We start from the raw sequence: 18,162 nt of genomic DNA on the forward strand, positions 1-18,162 counted from the left end.
GTGTGCCGCGGCATCTCGGAATTGTCGACCTTCGAGACTCCTGATCGATGACACAAGAAACTCTCCCACGCAAACCGAATCGACTCGTTTTGCGACGTAGTCGGCATGGCAACCGAAGACGAAAGACGCGGCGATCGTTGATGCAGGCGCTGGAGCCCCGGATCGTTCTCGATGCGGATCCCGGCAATGTGTTTGCTCACCTGTACGGCGAGATCGAACGGCCATCCGGAAGTTATGAAATCCCGTTCCAGATCAACTCCGATACCTTTCTCAGTGCCCGGGGAACTCAGGTATTGGGATTCAAGGTGGATTCGGGCGAGAGCGGAAGCCTTGATCCTGCGTCGGCAAAGATCCGCCATTCCAATGGCACGTACCTCGCACTGAACTTTTCCGACGATGATCTTTCACCAGGCACATCCAGTCTGGTCGTTGCCGAACTCGTCCCTGGCGACTACACACTTGAGATCAGATCCCAAAACGAGACATCTGGAGCGTTCGACGTCTCAGTTTTCTTGGCGGGAGACTTGAATGGTGACGGTGCGGTTCAAATCAGTGACCGCTACGATCTGATTCGACTGCTGCGATCTCGATCGTATCGGGTAGAAGCCGATGTCAATCTGGACGGATTGCTGACATCGTTTGACACCGCTCATCTACTTCGCAACTACGGCGTAAGCACTTCGATTGAGCCGCTGGCGTTGGCGGCGGGACTCGATCCCGGGGCTCAGCAGACGCTTCCCGATGGAACGCCTGTGACGGCACTTGACGCTCAGCGCGTCTCGGGACTGACGAACCCGGGAGCCAACATTGGCGTCGACTTTGACGCTGATCCAACGATCGACGTGAATCTGTTAGTCGACGCGACCGGTGAATTCTCGACTCCGGTCACCTTGACCGAAGGCCCCAATCGGATCAGCGTCTACGCCACGGACAGCTTCGGGCAATCCGCTTCGGTCGTGCTTGATGTGGTCCTGGACACCACCGCTCCGGCTTTATCACTCTCCCTTGCGGCCGACTCGGATAGCGATCCGATCGGTGATCTGCAAACAACCGCCGAATCGGTCACCCTCGAGGGTAGGACGGAAGCGGGGCAGCCGGTGCAATTATTTCGCAACGGCGACTTGATCAACGTTGTCGCTTCGATGACCGCGGACGCCGATGGAGTTATCCAGTTCGGCGGGCAACCACTACAGCTTGGAGGCAATCTCTTTACTGCGATCGCAGTCGACTTGGTTGGAAACTCCGCCCAAACCAATCTGGAAGTCACGCGAATATCTGGCGATACCACTGCACCGTCGATCGATCTGTCATTGGTTGACGACACGGGCGTCAGCCGTACCGACCACATCACCCGCGATGCGCGGGTCATCGGGCAAATCAATGACGATAGTGACCTCGCAACCGTTCAAGCAACTGTTGACGGCGTGATTTCTGGTTCGCTGGTGGATGTCACGTCGTACCTGCAAAGCGACGGCAGCATCTCGTTTGATTCGACGCTGCTTTCAACGTTGAATGGTGGTCCGATTCCCGACGGCGACTTCAGTCTTCGCGTCGTTGCGGCCGACGAGTTTGGCAATGAAAGCAGCCATTCGATCGCGATCACGCTCGATACGGTCGCTCCCAATGTGGACATCGCGTCCCCGATCGATGGAACGATCACAAACACAAGCGTAACGGTTTCCGGGCAGGCCACCGATGACGGATCCGCGATCGTCTCTTTGGAAGGCAAGTTGGACCAACGTGATCTGTTCTCGATCGGTTTGGACGCGACGGGTCAATTCAGTTTCAATAGCGCAATTGTCGGCGGCGCGACCGATGATGGTCCGCACACCTATGCGTTGCGGGCGACGGACTTGGCCGGGAACGTGTCCGGCTTTCAAGCCGTCAACTTCACACTCGACACGCTTGTACCCGTTGTCGCCATCACCGCGCCTGTCGACGGATTGCTGACGGCCACCAACGTTTCGGTAACGGGGCAGGCGTCGGATGTGGGCGTGGGACTGCAATCGGCACGGGCGAGGATTGACCAAGGAGAGTTCTTTGCAGTGTCGCTCGATGGTGCGGGGAACTTCAATTTCCCGACGACGTTTCAGGTCGATGGCAGCAACGACGGTACGCACACGGTCGAAGTTCAGGTGAGCGACCGGGCGGGGAATGGGTCGGAACTTGCCAGTGTTTCTGTCCTGCTGGACTCCACGGCTCCGGGTGCCATTTTGTCTTTGGCCGAGACATCCGATACCGGTGTTCTCGGTGACGGTTCGACTCATTTGGATGTTGTCACCATCGAAGGCCAAACCGAACCGGACGTCACCGCCGTGTTGTTGGCTGACGGTCGGACGACCCAAGCTGACACGATCGGAAAGTTCACTTTTGCCGATGTCCCGCTGGGGCATGGCGAAAACCGTGTGGAGGTTCGACTAACGGATGCGGCTGGGAATTCTGCAATCGTGGCGGAAGAATTCGTGCGAACTGTGGAAGTCACAGAGTTGGTCGAACGCACGGATTTCACGGTCTCCAAGGAGTTTGCGATCACCGTTCCCGCCGAACCGTCTTATGTCCAACTGACCTACAGCGACCTGCACTTCGATCAAGCAGACGACTTCATCAACGACGCTTTTGAGATCGCTCTGGTCGATGAAGCGGGAAACTCGCTCGTTCATGCGATCACTGGATCCGCCGACGCGGCTTTCAATTGGACCGAAGGCGAATCCCCCGCGCTCGGTGCCAACACCTTGCATGCAGGTCAAACCGTCAAGATCGACTTGACGCACATTGCCGCCGGCACGAGCGCGACATTGATCGCCAGGCTTGTCAACAATGACAACGACACGATGACGTCGGTCACCGTCCGGTCGGACGGGATCTTTAGCGGATCACTGGGAACACCCGTTGGGACGAATGTGGTCGAGTCGATTGGTGGAGGTGCTTCGGGAGGTTTCGCTGCGGAGCAGACAACCGCCGCCAACCTCACAACACGGAGCGGACCAGCGCAATCGTTCACCGGTTCCTTTGACGTCAGTGTCGATGCCGCTGGCAGTGAAATTGGAAGCGGCGAGCCGTCGCAACCGATCGAGATCGTGGGCTCGCCGGCGTTCGCAACGAACGTGGTTGCTGGAACGTCGAATCCATTGAACTATTCCGGAACCGATTTCTGGTTCGCGACGGAGAGCTCCGATTGGGGAACGTTCTTGATCACCAGCGATACCGCAGTGACGGGAACGTTCGAGGAGGATTCTATCTTCGGGTCTGATGGCACCGTCCTCGTACCGGGCTACACCGAAACATTCTCGGCTTCTCCCGGGAATCCAGCAAAAATTGTAGCGCGGTCCAGCGGACATGCTCGGATCACGGCGTCCGGTGACGTCTCCGTTGTTGCACTTGATGCGATTTTCGGCAAAGCGACGGCGGTCATTCCGACCGAAGCACTCGGCACGGACTACATGGTTCTCGGCTGGCCCAATGAGGACAACTGCCCTTGCATGTCGTATAGCCAATTCGAAATCAACGCAATCGAGGATGACACTTCGGTCACCATCACAACACGTGAAACACTCGCAGACACCTCCGGTCATACGGCATTCAATGGGTCACTCCGGCACGAAGTTCCCAACCGAACGTTGCCCACCGGAGTCCCTGTCACAATGACCTTTAACAAGGGTGACAACCTCTCTGCACTCGTTAATTATGACGTCAACTCCACGATTGTCACGTTGGATGATCTGACAGGCACGACGATTCAATCAGACAAACCGATCTTCGTCACAGCGGGAAGCTCTGGGGAGCTCATGGAGCAGATGCCTTCGGTCAACACTTGGGGAAGTCATTATTTCACGCAGCCAATTCCGGCGTTCGATGCACCCTATACGATCCGGGTGCTCGCTGCGGAAGATGAGACCGATGTTTTTATCGATGGGCAACAAGTTGCCACGCTTGACTCCGGTGAACTGCACCAGCAACAACTTTCGGAGACTGTCGAAATCACCTCGACGAACCCAGTGCTGGTCGGACAATTAACTCACGTCCCGCCAAACGAACCATTTTCGGGTGCAGTCTCGACGCTCGTTCTGACGCCGGTTGAGCAATACGTCGACACGCACCGCATTGTGATGCCGACTCACGAATGGAACTCGATCCCCATTCAGAATTTGGGCATCGTCGCCCCGTCGGCGGCGATCGGAACACTGACGATTGACGGTGAACCGGTGCCGGCAGGACTCTTCGAACCGATCGGAGACAGCGGATTTGTTTCGGTTCCCCTGGAGGTAGAATCAGGGGATCACTTTCTGACGGCGGCTGTGCCATTTTCCGCAGCCGTCTATTTTTTCGGCACGTTTGATTCAGAACGTCGAGTTACCGCCTATTTCTACGGATCAGGCGGCGGGCTAGCTCCGATCGCTTCGGTGGATTCTGTGCTGCTATCCACCGACACCGCTCTCAACTCCGTTGGTCGCGAGGCGACGTTGCGATCGGTCGTGTTGGACGAAATTCAGAATCCATTGCCCGGTGTGCGCGTCGACCTGGTCATCGAGGGTAGCAATGAATCAGTCGGACATGGCTACACGGACGAGAACGGAATCGCGACGTTTACCTACACCGGAGGGTTGCCCGGACTGGATCAAATCCGGGCATCCGTCGGGCAAGTCCATGACTCGCTCGAGTTGGAGTGGGCGTTTCTCGCTCCTCCGACGATCACGATCGACAGTCCCGCATCGGGAGGAACGGTCACCGCAGGCAATTCCGTCCTGGTCACGGGAACGGCTTTATCGCACGCTGACGGAGGACCGATCACGCACGTTACGGTCAATGATGGACCGGTTGATGTACTGGACCCGAGCGGAAACTTCTTTGCAGCCTTGGCGATCGAACCCGGACTCAACACGTTTGCATTCACGGCCTACGACACTTTCGGTCAATCGGATACCGAAACACTTCACCTGTTGGGCGTCTCATCGGGGCAACCTGACCCGATCTTTGACGTCGTGTCCGACGTCTCTGGTAGCTTGGTCGGCCGTTATGGAAAGACAACCTATAACGCCCGGGCGAAATTGTTGTACACCGAATTGGCCATCGAAAACGACGGCGACTATCCGGTCGATGTCCCGCTGGTCGTCGGAATCACCAACCTGAGCGATCCATCCGTCCGAGTGCGTGGATTCGACGGTCGGACGGCCGACGGCGTTCCGTTTTTCGATCTCTCCTCGCGAGTTTCCGATGGCACGCTCGAACCGGGTGAATCCTCTGCCGGGCGAATGATTTCGTTCTTTGATCCCAACCAGACGCCTTTTACCTATGACGTGGTCGTCCTGGGCAAACCGAACGAGGCTCCGGAAATCCTGACGACCCCAATCGTGCAAGCAACACTCGATCGACCCTACCGCTACGACGTGGACGCGATCGACCCGGAGGGCAGCGCGATTGCGTATCGGTTGCGGTCGGGGCCGTCTACTGCGGCAATCGATGCGCAAACGGGCGTCGTCACCTGGACGCCGCAAACCGGCGATGCAGGGACACATGTCATGATTGTCGGCGCCGAAGACGGACGCGGCGGATCAACGGAGCAGCGATTCTTGTTGTCGGCCGTTGCCGCACCTCCGAATCGACCACCGCAAATCCTGTCATCGCCCGTCGTCGACGCCTACGTGGGTGAGACCTATCGCTATCAAGTCAATGCGGCCGATCCCGACAACGATTCGTTGACCTATCGATTGCAACCGATTCCGCCCACCGATGTGTCTGTACTTAATCCGGGCTTCGAAGACGATGTGCTCATTTCAGGCGGCTTCCGCCAAGGGAGCTTTTCGGGTTGGGAAGTCGTCGGACGGGGTGGCGTGTACAATCCGACGAGCAGCGATTTCCCCAATGGCAATGCGTCTGAGGGCAACAACGTTGCGTATCACTTCGGCGGAACGCTTTCGCAAACGCTCACATCGCCACTGGAGGCAGGCAAGCTTTACACCCTTGAAGTGGATGTCGGCAGGCGAATTCGGTACGAATTTCCTGGCTATTCGGTTCAATTATGGGCAGGGGACAACCTGCTCGCAGAGGACCGTTCTCTCTCGCCTAGTGAGGGAACCTACGAAACTTCAACGGTCCAGTATCACGCCGCCCGCGACGATGCCGACGCTGGGGCACTTCTCAAGATTGTGCTGGTCTCGGAGGGTTCCCTGGCAATCTTTGACAACGTCCGATTGACGGCGAGACCGCCGTTTCCGACCGGAATGGAGATTGATCCGATCAGCGGACAGATTGAGTGGACGCCAACGCTTGATCAACTCGGCGCCGTTGAAGTGTCCCTCATCGTCGACGATGGCAATGATGGCGTGATCAATCAAAACTTCGCCATCAATGTCCGCCCGAGTCCAGGAACCTTTGCGCCCTTCATTTTATCCACTCCCGTTGTACAGGCAGCCAGTGGTAGGTCCTATCTCTACGACGTGGACGCGATTGACCCAGACGGCGGCGGTGTTTCTTATCAGTTGATTCAATCGCCGAACGGGATGATGATCGACCCAAGCAGCGGCGTGATCACGTGGAGCGCTTCATCGTTGACCGGGGGTGATCACACCGTGGTCGTTCATGCAACCGATGAGTTCGGAGCGTTCGACAGGCAGGAATACGTTTTGTCGGTGATCGACGGAGGTTCGATTTCGGGTTTGAAGTTCCATGACCTCGATGGTGACGGTCTGCGTGACTTGTCCACCCATCATGAACCCGGTCTGATCGGTTGGACGATCTATCTGGACGACAACGACAATGGAATCTTAGACGGCCAAGAACGATTCACGACAACGGATGCGACAGGACGATACCAGTTCGCCGGCCTTCCGGCAGGGGACTACGTCGTCCGCGAAACGCATCGGACTGGGTGGCAACAAACCGCTCCCATTGAAAGTGTCTATCGTGTCCAGGTCGCCGCATCAGGCCCAGTGGAAGGAGTCGATTTCGGGAACGTTCATGTCCCCTACGGAGCAAATCTGCCGCCACAGTTCACGAGCACGCCGGTCGACTCGGTCCGCCTGGGCGACGATTGGCTCTATCAGGCCACCGCCGATGACCCGACCAACGACCCGCTGACGTATCGTTTGTCGGTCCGCCCAGCGGGCATGGTGATTTCAGAATCGACCGGCTTGATCAGCTGGACGCCGGACGCACAGCAAATCGGGTTGCATCAGGTGATCGTCGGGGTATCTGACGGACGTGGAGGCGTTGATCTCCAGAAATTCCAGCTCAACGTCACGGGCAATACGCCGCCAGTGATTTCCAGCTCGGCGCCTCTGCAAGCCGTCGCCGGACTTCCCTATCGGTATTCCGTCTCGGCTCAAGACGCTGACGAGGAAACCATCGCCTATCAGCTCCAATCCACGATCCCCGGGATGACGATCAACTTGGGCACCGGTGTGCTGGATTGGTCTGCGCCGACACTGGGAACACACGAGGTCACGCTGACGGCAGCCGACGGACGTGGAGGCATCGCGACACAGAGCTTCACCTTAGACGTCGTCGCGGATGCTCCCAATGTGCCACCGGAAATCCGATCCACGCCGCGCGAAATCGCCGTGATCGGACAGAACTATCGCTATCGGGTCGCGGCGGAAGACGCGAACGCGGATCCACTGGAATACCTGCTTGAAACGGCTCCGGCAGGGATGAGTGTCAGCGAGAATGGATTGGTGCAGTGGGTGCCTGCGCGAACACAGTTCGGACTTCACGACGTCGTTTTACGTGTCGACGACGGTCGGGGCGGAGTCGCCCGCCAAGAATTTGTGATCAACGTCCAGACTGATTTAGTCAACGACCCGCCCGAGATCATCTCCAATCCCAGGCAACTGCTGACACTCGGCGACGACTATGTCTATGATCCGCGCGGCTTTGATCCCGACGGCGACGGGCTTGTCTGGTCGCTTACGACCGCACCGCGCGGCATGTCGATCGATACCGAATCGGGGTCCATCCGCTGGACACCTGACGATGATCAGCTCGGTTTTTTTCCCGTCACCGTCGTCGGCGAGGACGGGCAAGGCGGTATCGGGGAGCAGTCCTACTCGATCCGGGTTCAATCGAACAACCTTCCGCCGTTGATCACCTCGACGCCGCCGACGATCGCCTACGTCGGCCACCCGTTGACCTACCACGTGGATGCGGACGATCCCGACGGATGGGTCTTGAGTGTCTTTGAGTATAAAGTCAACGGACCGGATGGGATGAAGATTTCGAACAGGGGTGTCCTGCAGTGGACACCGACGGCGGATCAAGTCGGCAGGCAGAACTTCATCGTCGTCGAAGTCTCCGATGGCACGTCCGCTTCGCTTCAACCTTTCATCATTGAAGTTCTCAATGAAGCTCCGAACGCATGGCCGGTGATTACGTCGACACCACCGCCGCTCGCGACGATCGATCAGCCCTACCGCTACGAACTGGCGGCTTCGGATGCGGACGGCGACGCCACCGTGTTTGAACTGATCGACGGACCGACGGGCATGCAACTGGTCGGTGGCGATGAACTGCAGTGGACGCCCACCGAAACCCTGCTCGGTTCACACTGGGTCACGGTTGCCGTCAGCGACTCCAAAGGAGGAGTCGGCCGACAGCGATTCAGCGTCGAGGCTGCACGAAATGAGCCGCCGGAGATCACCTCAACTGCGGTGACCACGGTGTCCGCCGGAGCACGCTATCGATATGACGTTCAAGTCGATGATCCGGACGAGGATCTGATCAGCTTTCGTCTCGCCTCAGCTCCAGAGGGAATGACGGTCGATCCACTCGGCCGTATCCAATGGAATCCTACCAACGCTCAGATCGGGTCTCATCCGATCGAACTTGTGGTGACCGATGGTCGCGGAGGAGAAGACCGCAGCACGTACACGATCGATGTCACCGCCGACTCCAATGCTCCGACCGTACGGATCACGCTCAGCGACAATCCGGTCAACCTTGGCGGACAAGTGGATCTGATCGTCACGGCGGTGGATGACGTCGGCGTTGATTCAATCAACGTGACCGCTGGCGGATTGCCGATCGTGCTGGACAGAAACGGAAGGGCGACTTTACCGGCAGACGTGGCCGGATCGCTTGATCTTGTGGCGACCGCAACCGACGCCGCGGGCAACATCGGCCAAGCAACGGAGACCTTGCTGGTCGTCGATCCGAACGACACGGATGCCCCCGTGGTCAGCATTGATTCACCAGACTACGGAGGCCTGCTCACCGGACCGATCGATGTGGTAGGCACCGTCGCGGATGATTCACTGCTCGGATGGACGTTGTCCTTCGCACCGTTTGTCGGTGGACCGTTTGTCGAAATCGCCAACGGAGACCAACCGGTCGTGGGCGGCGTCCTGGGCCAATTCGATCCGACTCTGTTGAGCAACGACAGCTACGTGCTGCAGTTGTACGCAGAGGACGCCAGTGGGAAATCATCCCTCGAACAAATTCTGGTCGAGGTGACCAGCGATCTGAAAGTCGGCAACTTCACGCTTTCCTTTACAGACTTGTCGATACCGGTCTCCGGCATTCCGATCGTTTTGGCGCGCACCTATGACTCGCTCAATGCCCAAACCAACGATGACTTTGGGTTTGGCTGGAGAATGGAGTTTCGCGATACGGACCTCCGATCCAGCGTCGCCAAGACCGGTGCCGAAGAGGACCTGATCTACAATCCGTACTACGACGGCGCGCGGGTGTACGTCACCGTCCCCGGCGGACGACGCGAAGGGTTCACGTTCCGCATGACGCCCGCGCCCGGCATCGGCGCGGCGCTGCTGGGGATCTTTCGCGGCGAATTCGTGCCCGACCCCGGTGTCGACAGTGCACTGACGTCCGGCAATTATCAATTGCGTGCGGGCACGTTCGGCGAAGCGATCGACTATACCAGCGGATTGCCATTCAACCCGGCCTCGCCGCTCTTCCATGGCGGATTCACCCTGACCAGCAAAGAAGGTATCGAGTACGAAATCGCCGGCGACAGCGGCGACCTCTCATCCGTCAAAGATCGCAACGGCAACACGCTAACTTTCACCGACCAAGGCGTCTTCAGTTCGACGGGGCAAGAGATCGCCTTTGAACGGAACGCCGCCGGTCTGATCAGCGCCGTGACCGATCCGGCAGGTGGCCGCATCGAGTATCAGTACAGTGCGGCCGGTGACCTAACATCCGTCACCGATCGCGAAAACAACACGACAACGTTCAAGTACGAACAACCCGGTCGGCCGCACTACCTGACCGAGATCATCGACCCACTCGGACGGACCGGGATCCGCAGCGAGTACGACAATGCAGGCCGTTTGATCAAAATGATTGACGCCGACGACGAAGCGATCGAGTTGATTCATGATCCCGCCAATTTCGTCGACACCGTTCAGAACCAACTCGGTCACCAAACGACCTACGAGTATGACATTCGCGGCAATGTGGTCACGGAAATTGACGGCGAAGGCGGCATCACTCGCTATACCTACGACGACCCCAACGATCCGACTCTCGAAACGTCGATCACAAAAGTGCTCGCAGACGGCACCCAATTGACGACAACGATGCAGTACGACGCGGATGGAAACCTGATTGTCGAGACCGATCCGCTGGGTCGCCGAACGTTCAGCACCTTCGACAGTTTCGGCAACGTGCTGACCACCACCGACGCGCTGGGCAACACGACGGCCAACGCCTACGACGCCCGCGGCAACCTGCTTTCGATCACCGATCCGGTGGGCCAGGTCACGAGTTTCACCTACGACGCTTCCGGCAACCCACTGACGATGTCACTGCCCGGCGGAAACACACAGAGCTTCACCTACCATGGCACGGGATATGTGCTGACGCAAACCGATGCGTTGGGGCACAGCACAACGTTTTCCTACGACGCTCTTGGCAATCAGTTGACCGAAACGCGTACACAAACCACACCGACCGGGACGCGGACGATCGTGACGGCGTCCGAGTATGACTCCGAAAGTCGCGTGCGATTCCGTCGCCTGTACGAAGACGGTCAACTGCAGTGGCAGACCGAAACGCAATACGACGTTGTCGGAAACCGAGTCGGTGAGATCGATGCACTCGGACGCTTCACCCGGTCGGTTTACGACGATCGTGGATTGTTAGTGGCGATGGTTTATCCCGATGCCACACCCGGCGACGACAGTGACAATCCGCGAACGATGACGGAATACGACGCGGCGGGCCAAAAGATCGCCGAGATCGATGAACTCGACCGTCGCACAGAGTACGTCTACGACAAGGCTGGTCGTCAGATCGCGATGATCTATCCCGATGGCACACCTGGCGATCCCACAGACAACCCGCGCACCTCGACGGCATACGATGCGGCGGGCAGGACGATCGCTCAAGTGGACGCGCGTGGAAATCGCACCGAGTTTGTGCTCGACGCAGCGGGACAGCAGGTCGAAGTCATCTTTCCCGACGGGACTCCCGGTGACTTGAATGACAATCCGCGCTCACTGACGGAGTACGACATTGCTGGACGAAGCATCGCGCAGACTGACCCGCTTGGCAACGTCACGCGATTTGAATACGACGACGCTGGCCGCCCCTTGCAAACTTTCTTCGTCTATAGCAGCAGCACGAAAAGCGTCTTTGACGATGCCGGACGCCTTACCAGGCGAATCGATCAAGCCGGACGGGGCACCGAATACGAATACGATGCAGCAGGCCGATTGACCGCGGTGATTCTGCCGGAGGTTGATGATCCGATCACCGGCACCCGCGTTCGTCCGCGAACGGAGTATGAATACGACGAACTCGGCAATTTGGTTGTCCAGCGAGACGCGCGAGGCCGAGAGACCTTGTTCGAGTATGACGGCCAAGGCCGACGGACCGCGACGGTGCTGCCGCTGGGTCAACGATCAACAACGACCTACGACGCGGTCGGAAACGCGATCAGCACGACCGACTTCAACGGCGACACGATCGGATTCGAATACGACGCCCGTGATCGCCTGGCCATGAAAGACTTGCCGGGAACGTTCCCCGATGTCGCGTACAGCTACACGATGACCAGCCAACTAGCGACGGTGACGGACGGCCGCGGCAGCACCACCTATTCGTATGACGCACAAGATCGATTGATCTCGCGTACCGATCCGGACGGAGCCGCGATCGGGTACTCCTACGACTTGGCGGGCAACCGCACATCGGTCACGACGCGAGTCGGATTGAATCCGCCCCGCGTGACCGGATACACGTTCGACGAACAGAATCGCATGGCGACGGTGACGGATCCCGAGAGCCTGGTCACGACGTACCGCTACGACGCGGCGAGTCGCTTGGTCCAGACAGCGTTTCCCAACAACACGGTCGAAAACCGTAGCTATGACGACCTTCACCGATTGAAGTTGGTGGAGACCCGCAACGCGACGACCGATGAGGTCTTGGCGAGTTTCGGCTATGAGCTTGACGAGGTCGGAAACCGCATGGCGATGATCGAACATGACGGCCGCCGAGTCGAGTACGAATACGATGAACTGTATCGCTTGACCGGCGAGACGATCTTTGACGCCGGCAGCGCAACGGCCAACCGTGACGTGGACTACGTCTACGACATCGTCGGGAACCGAATGGAGCGAGACGATTCCGCCGAAGGAGCAACGACCTACACCTACGATGACAACGATCGGTTGTTGACCGAAACCCTCGCCGGCGACGAGACCCGTTACGCCTACGACGACAACGGCAACACGCTTTCCAAAACATCTCCGACCGACACCGTCTTCTACAGCTGGGATCCCGAGAACCGTCTGATCGCCGCCGACACCGACGGCGATGGCAGCGACGATGTGACGTATCAGTACGATCACGAAGGCATGCGAGTCAGCAAGACGGCAGACGGCGAAGAGACCCGATTCCTACTCGACAAGAACCGCCCCTACGCCCAAGTCCTGGAGGAATACACGCCCGGCGGCATCGTTTTGAAAGTCTCCTACGTCCACGGCCACGACCTGATCTCCCAAAACCGCCACCCCGACACCGGTAAGTCCTTCTACCACGTCGATGGGATCGGGAGCACGAGGGCATTGAGCGATGCGTTAGGCATCATCACCGATTGGTATACCTACGATGCGTACGGGCAGATGGCTGGGCAGGCGGGGACGACAAAGAATGAGTTTCTGTTTACTGGCGAGCAACGAGACTCGGAGATCACATTCGACTACCTAAGAGCTCGGTTCCTCGACCCCAGTCTCGGGCGATTCATGAGTCGCGATCCGTTTCCTCCGATAGTGAGTCTTGCAGCCAGCATTCATCGTTTCGCCTATGGATATGGAGATCCGATTAATCGAATTGATCCGAGTGGCAAATTCCCTAGTTTGCTTAACACAACAATCGCTACAAACCTGCGTGCATTCTCATTCGGCGACCTGCAAAAAGTCGCGGTTGGAGTTGTGAAAGTTGCCGCTGTGCGTGTCATCGGAACAGGGATCATCGAACCTGCCAATTCGCTTCGCAATCTAGCACTTCTTGAAATCGCGAATGGGAATGATTGGTTTGCTCTTTTCAATGAGGCATCCGCAATCCGATCGTTCGGCTTTGCACTTGTGCATTCAGTTTTGGAAGCGGCGTCTCTTGGCGAAGGATTGATGGGGGGGATTCGTTCACTTACAGGGTCCGTTCACAACCTTGTGAAGCTCTCTCAAACACCCGGAGCTTTGATCGGCGACTTGGTCAATGATGCGCGGGCCGCGGCAGATGCGATCAACTCCCTCCTGGATCACGCGGGCCCGCAGAAACCCGGGGAGTAGAAAAGAGGGGGCAGTAAGTTGAAATCAAAGCGGTCAGAAGATTCAAAGGGGCCAGAAGATTCAAAGGGGCCAGGCCTCTTTGTTGAGGCGAGGGTGGCGTTCTTTCCGTAGCCGACCGCGTTGACTGAGGAGAGAGAGATAAATGGCAGGCGGAGCACGCCGTGCCGGGGTTATCAGGATTGAGAGTTTTGGTTCGTACTTCACTGTTGGGATTTGCATCATGAATTGTTTTCGTTTGATGGTTTGTTTGGTTCTGGGGGCGTATGTTTCAACGAGTGCGAGTGCCGGGGTGATGTCGCTGACCCTGGACTCACGTGGTGTGGATTTGAACGCACTGGAGCTTGGTGATTCCGTCACCATCGATGTGTTACTTGACCGCTTGGGGATTGGCAAACTGACGGACTTAGGCGCGACGGTGACCTTGTCCTCGACAAGTCATCTGAGTGATCCTGCGGTCAACCCGATCGCCGGCGACATCGTTCCCGATCCGTTGGACGTCCTTTTTTCCGGAGGTTTTTTCAATGACTCGGTCGATGCCCAGTTCACGACGTTCTTTAGTTTCGTGCCGGACCCTGAGATCAATTCCGATGGCGTGTTCTTCTCCTTCGATTTGACCGCCATCGCGGCCGGCAGCGGCAGTATCGGGTTCGACCTCTTCAGTCCTTTCGCGATTGCCGCTGACGATCCGCTGAATCCGATTTTTGACATCGATACGAGTGAATTGAACTACACGGTCACAGCCAGCAACGCCGTCCCCGAGCCGGCTTCGTTGCTCTGTTTCGGTTGCATCGCAGTGGCAAGTCTGACGCAACGGCGGCGATGCCGCAGTCGACGGTCACGCCCCGCATGAGATCGCCATGAGTACGCGTGTTGGAGAACAGGGGCGTGAACAACATGCCCTAACGGGAACGAGCCACATGAGATTTGAAACGCTTGAATCACGGCGACTGCTTGCCAGTTGGATGAGCGTGTTGCCCAGCGAGCTCCGCTTCGCATCGGTTGCGCAAGCGTCAAGCGGCGGCAACCTTTGCCTCGCGTACGTGAGCGCCGACGTTATCGGTACCGCAAAAATCACCCCATCATCGACTTCGGAAGTCGACCTGATTCCGATCGAGCCGCAACCCGAATTCCGCTCTCCCTTCGACGTGACCGATGCCGTTTTCCGCGAAGACGGCCTATTCGAAATGGTCGGCTCTGCTGTCACTGATCGATCTCTTCGCGGCGGCAACGGAGAACCGACCTCGTGGACCGAGGAAGTTCCCAACGCATTGGGGCTCGATTCGACCATTGCCGGGAATGCCGGTGCGTTCCACGCAGTCCATCGTGATGGTCGGTCGGTGAAGACGATCTGCAACCGATCATTCACGAGTCGGGGCAAACCTCGCCGCTACCGCTGGGTGAACACCACGCCATCGGCGCCGCGCTGGACCTGAATGATCACCGTGTCGTCGGATTTGCTGATGATGTAGCGGTCGTTTGGAATCGATCGGCCGAAGGTTGGACGCTGCATCTTTTGGATCAACCTGACGATTCGACATTCGGATCGGCCAATACAATCTCAGACTATGGAATCTCCGGAGGATCGTATCAGCGAAATGGGGACGGGCGAACGGTCGGCGTGTTGTGGAATCGCGATGGCAGCATCTTGCGAGAATTCCCCTCTGACGACGACACGGCGGTGACGCACGTGATCGATTCGCTCGCCGCGGTCCGAACCGAACACGGCAGCCAGATCTATCACCCGACAGACGGATCGCTGACGGACGTCGATGACTTCCTGAGAGAACTTGGTCAACTGAATGTCCCTGACGGGCCGCTGATCTTGATCGACCTGGAACTCAGCGGTGATCGGGAACAGATCTTGGTACTATTGGAATCAGCGTCAGAATCGAGCCGCCAGCAATACGTGGCGAGCCTCGATGTGAATCGACTCGCCGTCAGTTGGCAACACCCTTGGAACCGCTACGACGTCAACAGCGACGGCGTTGTGAGCCCAAGGGACGCACTGACGGTCATCAACCGTTTGGCTCGTGACCCATCCAGCGAATTACCCAGCGGTGGGACTCGTGAAAGTCCCTACTACGACGTTACCGGCGATGCCATGGTCAGCCCACGCGACGCGCTCGTTGTCATTAACAATTTGGAGGCCACGTCTTATCCAGTGACAAGTTGATCACATCGTGCTCGATCGTGATGTCGATGGACAAGACGACGGACGATTCGGCCTACGGTTCCTGAAGCAGATCTGAGACGGGAAATGAGAAACGAACGTGGATTCGCAGACCAAAATTCAACCCAAGGTCAACGCACCTTCAAAAACATAAAGAGGTTTCGTCATGAATGAGATTCCCAGTCGGGGTTCGTATTGGATGTTTCAAAAAGTTGCATTGGCGATTGGAGTCGCAGTTGCATTACTCGGCTTCTTGATCCAGAACTCCATCGTTTTGGGGGCCGGCCTGTTGACGCTGGTTCATGCCTTGGTCGCGACTGCCATCATTGCCGTCGAAGATCGACGTTCGCTCGCGGCTGCGACGCGAAACCAGACGGAATCTGAAACCATGTGAGTTCGGACAGTGCGACTCACGCGGCGAGTCAGATCCACTGTGGCGGCAACGGAATTTGCCGGCAACCTGGATCTGTCCAGACGGAGTGAGCCGGGGCTTCACTCGCAAATTGGCGGGTTTCACGTCGTTTGGCTCGATCGGGCGACTCGATCGGTTCGTGCGATCCGTCGTAGATCTTGCCGAGAATTCTCGAGAAGTGTGTCGGGTCGCGGCAGACGTGATGATGATCGAATATGATGATTCGGTTCGTTGTTTCAACATCTTTCGGTTGCCGCCCCATGCTCCCACGTCATCTGCTTCACCGAATCGCTCGTCTCGCGTTGCCAGCCGCGGCATGTCTGTTGATGCAAAGTCTAGTTCCCACGATCCTGAAGGCCGAATCGGCGAATCGACCCAACATCGTCTACATCATGGCGGATGACCTGGGTTGGTCGGACGTCGGCTACAACGGCGCGGAGTTTTACGAAACGCCGAACATCGACGCGTTGTGTGCATCCGGCATGGAGTTCACGTCCGCTTATCCCGGGGCAGCCAATTGCATGCCATCACGCGCCTGCATCATGTCGGGCATGTACGTGTCCCGCACCCAGATGTGGACACCCGGGATGAGGGCCAAGGGAGACTCTTCGAAGATGAAGTTTCTGGTCCCACGCAACAAGGACAAGAAGGGTGATGGCGTCTTCCCCTCCAAGGGCGCCCTCCCGCCGAGCGTGATTTCGATCGCAGAAGTACTCCATGACGCCGGCTACAAAACCGCCCATTTCGGCAAATGGCACCTGGGCCCCGATGGACAAGGGTTTGACGTCAACGACACCAATGGGTTGGGCGCCGGGCTTGGCCAAAAATTCTACGGCAACATCGACGTCGCCGAAAACCTGACCGATGCCGCCTGCGAGTTCATCGACCAGAATCGCTCGAATCCGTTCTTTATTTATCTATGCCATTGGGACGTGCATTCGCCGATCCGGGCACGCAAAGAGGTTGTCGCGAAGTACAAGAAAAAACTGGAAAGTCGCGATTGGGATCGCAAGTGGAACCCGACCTATGCGGCGATGATCGAAGCGGTCGACACCAGCGTCGGCCGTGTCCGCGAGAAGCTCCAACAACAGGGGCTGACAGAAAACACGGTGTTCATGTTCACGTCCGACAATGGCGGTGCTTCCGGGGTCACCTGGTGTGAACCGCTCAAGGGAGCCAAGGGTGCATTTTACGAAGGCGGGATACGCGTTCCGGCTTGCGTCAGTTGGCCCGGCGTGGTCAAACCGGGCAGCACGTGCGACACGCCGAACACGGGTGTCGATTTGATGCCGACGTTCGCGAAGTTGGCCGGTGCGATACTGCCCACCACCCAGAGCGTCGATGGCAGATCCTGGGTGCCACTCTTGTCGGGTCGATCCCTTCCCGAGCGCAACATTTTCTGGCACTATCCGCTGTACCTGTCCGGTGCCGGATACAACCAGGTCATCCCGGTCTTCGGAACGGAGCAGATGCATTGGCGGGCGACGCCTTGCAGCGTGATCCGTCGCGGCGACTGGAAATTGATCCAGTTCTTCGAGGACGATTCGGTCCAGCTTTACAATCTCCGTTCCGATCTCGGCGAGCAAAACGACCTTTCCAAGTCCGAGCCCGAAAAAGCGGCCCAGATGCTGGAAGAGCTTCGGCAATGGCAGAAAGACACCCAGGCGGTCATCCCGACCAAGCTGAATCCCGATTTCGGCAAGTCCAGCGGCGGTCAACGCTCAGCCCCAAACAAGAAGCGATCATGATTGGTCAGCCTCACGATTTGAGTAGCGCAATCTGTCAACGTTCAATACAACATTCCCATTTTACAATCCACTCACTGGAGCGACATC

Annotated in this window: 6 protein-coding genes; all 6 read left to right on the top strand. The window is 57.7% G+C overall.

Annotation, left to right across the window (positions count from 1 at the left end):
• Window positions 1–47: 47 nt before the first annotated feature.
• The 6 genes from TBK1r_RS26045 to TBK1r_RS26070 all read left to right on the top strand — a co-directional run bounded on the left by TBK1r_RS26045 (window position 48) and on the right by TBK1r_RS26070 (window position 18,075).
• Window positions 48–13,745, top strand: coding sequence for a putative Ig domain-containing protein (locus tag TBK1r_RS26045; RefSeq protein ID WP_145217584.1), 13,698 nt, complete (start codon window positions 48–50; stop codon window positions 13,743–13,745).
• Between the two features lie 220 nt (window positions 13,746–13,965).
• Window positions 13,966–14,595 carry a hypothetical protein gene (locus tag TBK1r_RS26050; RefSeq protein ID WP_145217587.1) on the top strand — a complete coding sequence of 210 codons (630 nt, stop codon included), beginning with the start codon at window positions 13,966–13,968 and terminating at the stop codon, window positions 14,593–14,595.
• 67 nt (window positions 14,596–14,662) lie between these two features.
• Window positions 14,663–15,178 carry a hypothetical protein gene (locus TBK1r_RS26055; protein WP_145217590.1) on the top strand — a complete coding sequence of 172 codons (516 nt, stop codon included), beginning with the start codon at window positions 14,663–14,665 and terminating at the stop codon, window positions 15,176–15,178.
• Window positions 15,179–15,258: 80 nt separating this feature from the next.
• Complete coding sequence (locus tag TBK1r_RS26060; RefSeq protein WP_419580404.1) at window positions 15,259–15,918, top strand: dockerin type I domain-containing protein; 660 nt, start codon at window positions 15,259–15,261, stop codon at window positions 15,916–15,918.
• 163 nt (window positions 15,919–16,081) lie between these two features.
• A complete protein-coding gene (locus TBK1r_RS26065; RefSeq protein WP_145217598.1) occupies window positions 16,082–16,309 on the top strand; it encodes a hypothetical protein in 228 nt (75 codons plus the stop codon).
• Window positions 16,310–16,587: 278 nt separating this feature from the next.
• Window positions 16,588–18,075 (top strand): sulfatase, encoded by a 1,488-nt coding sequence (locus tag TBK1r_RS26070; RefSeq protein WP_419580405.1) that lies wholly within the window; start codon window positions 16,588–16,590, stop codon window positions 18,073–18,075.
• Window positions 18,076–18,162 lie beyond the last annotated feature (87 nt).

It is taken from the genome of Stieleria magnilauensis, from assembly GCA_007753675.1.
GTDB lineage: Bacteria > Planctomycetota > Planctomycetia > Pirellulales > Pirellulaceae > Stieleria > Stieleria magnilauensis.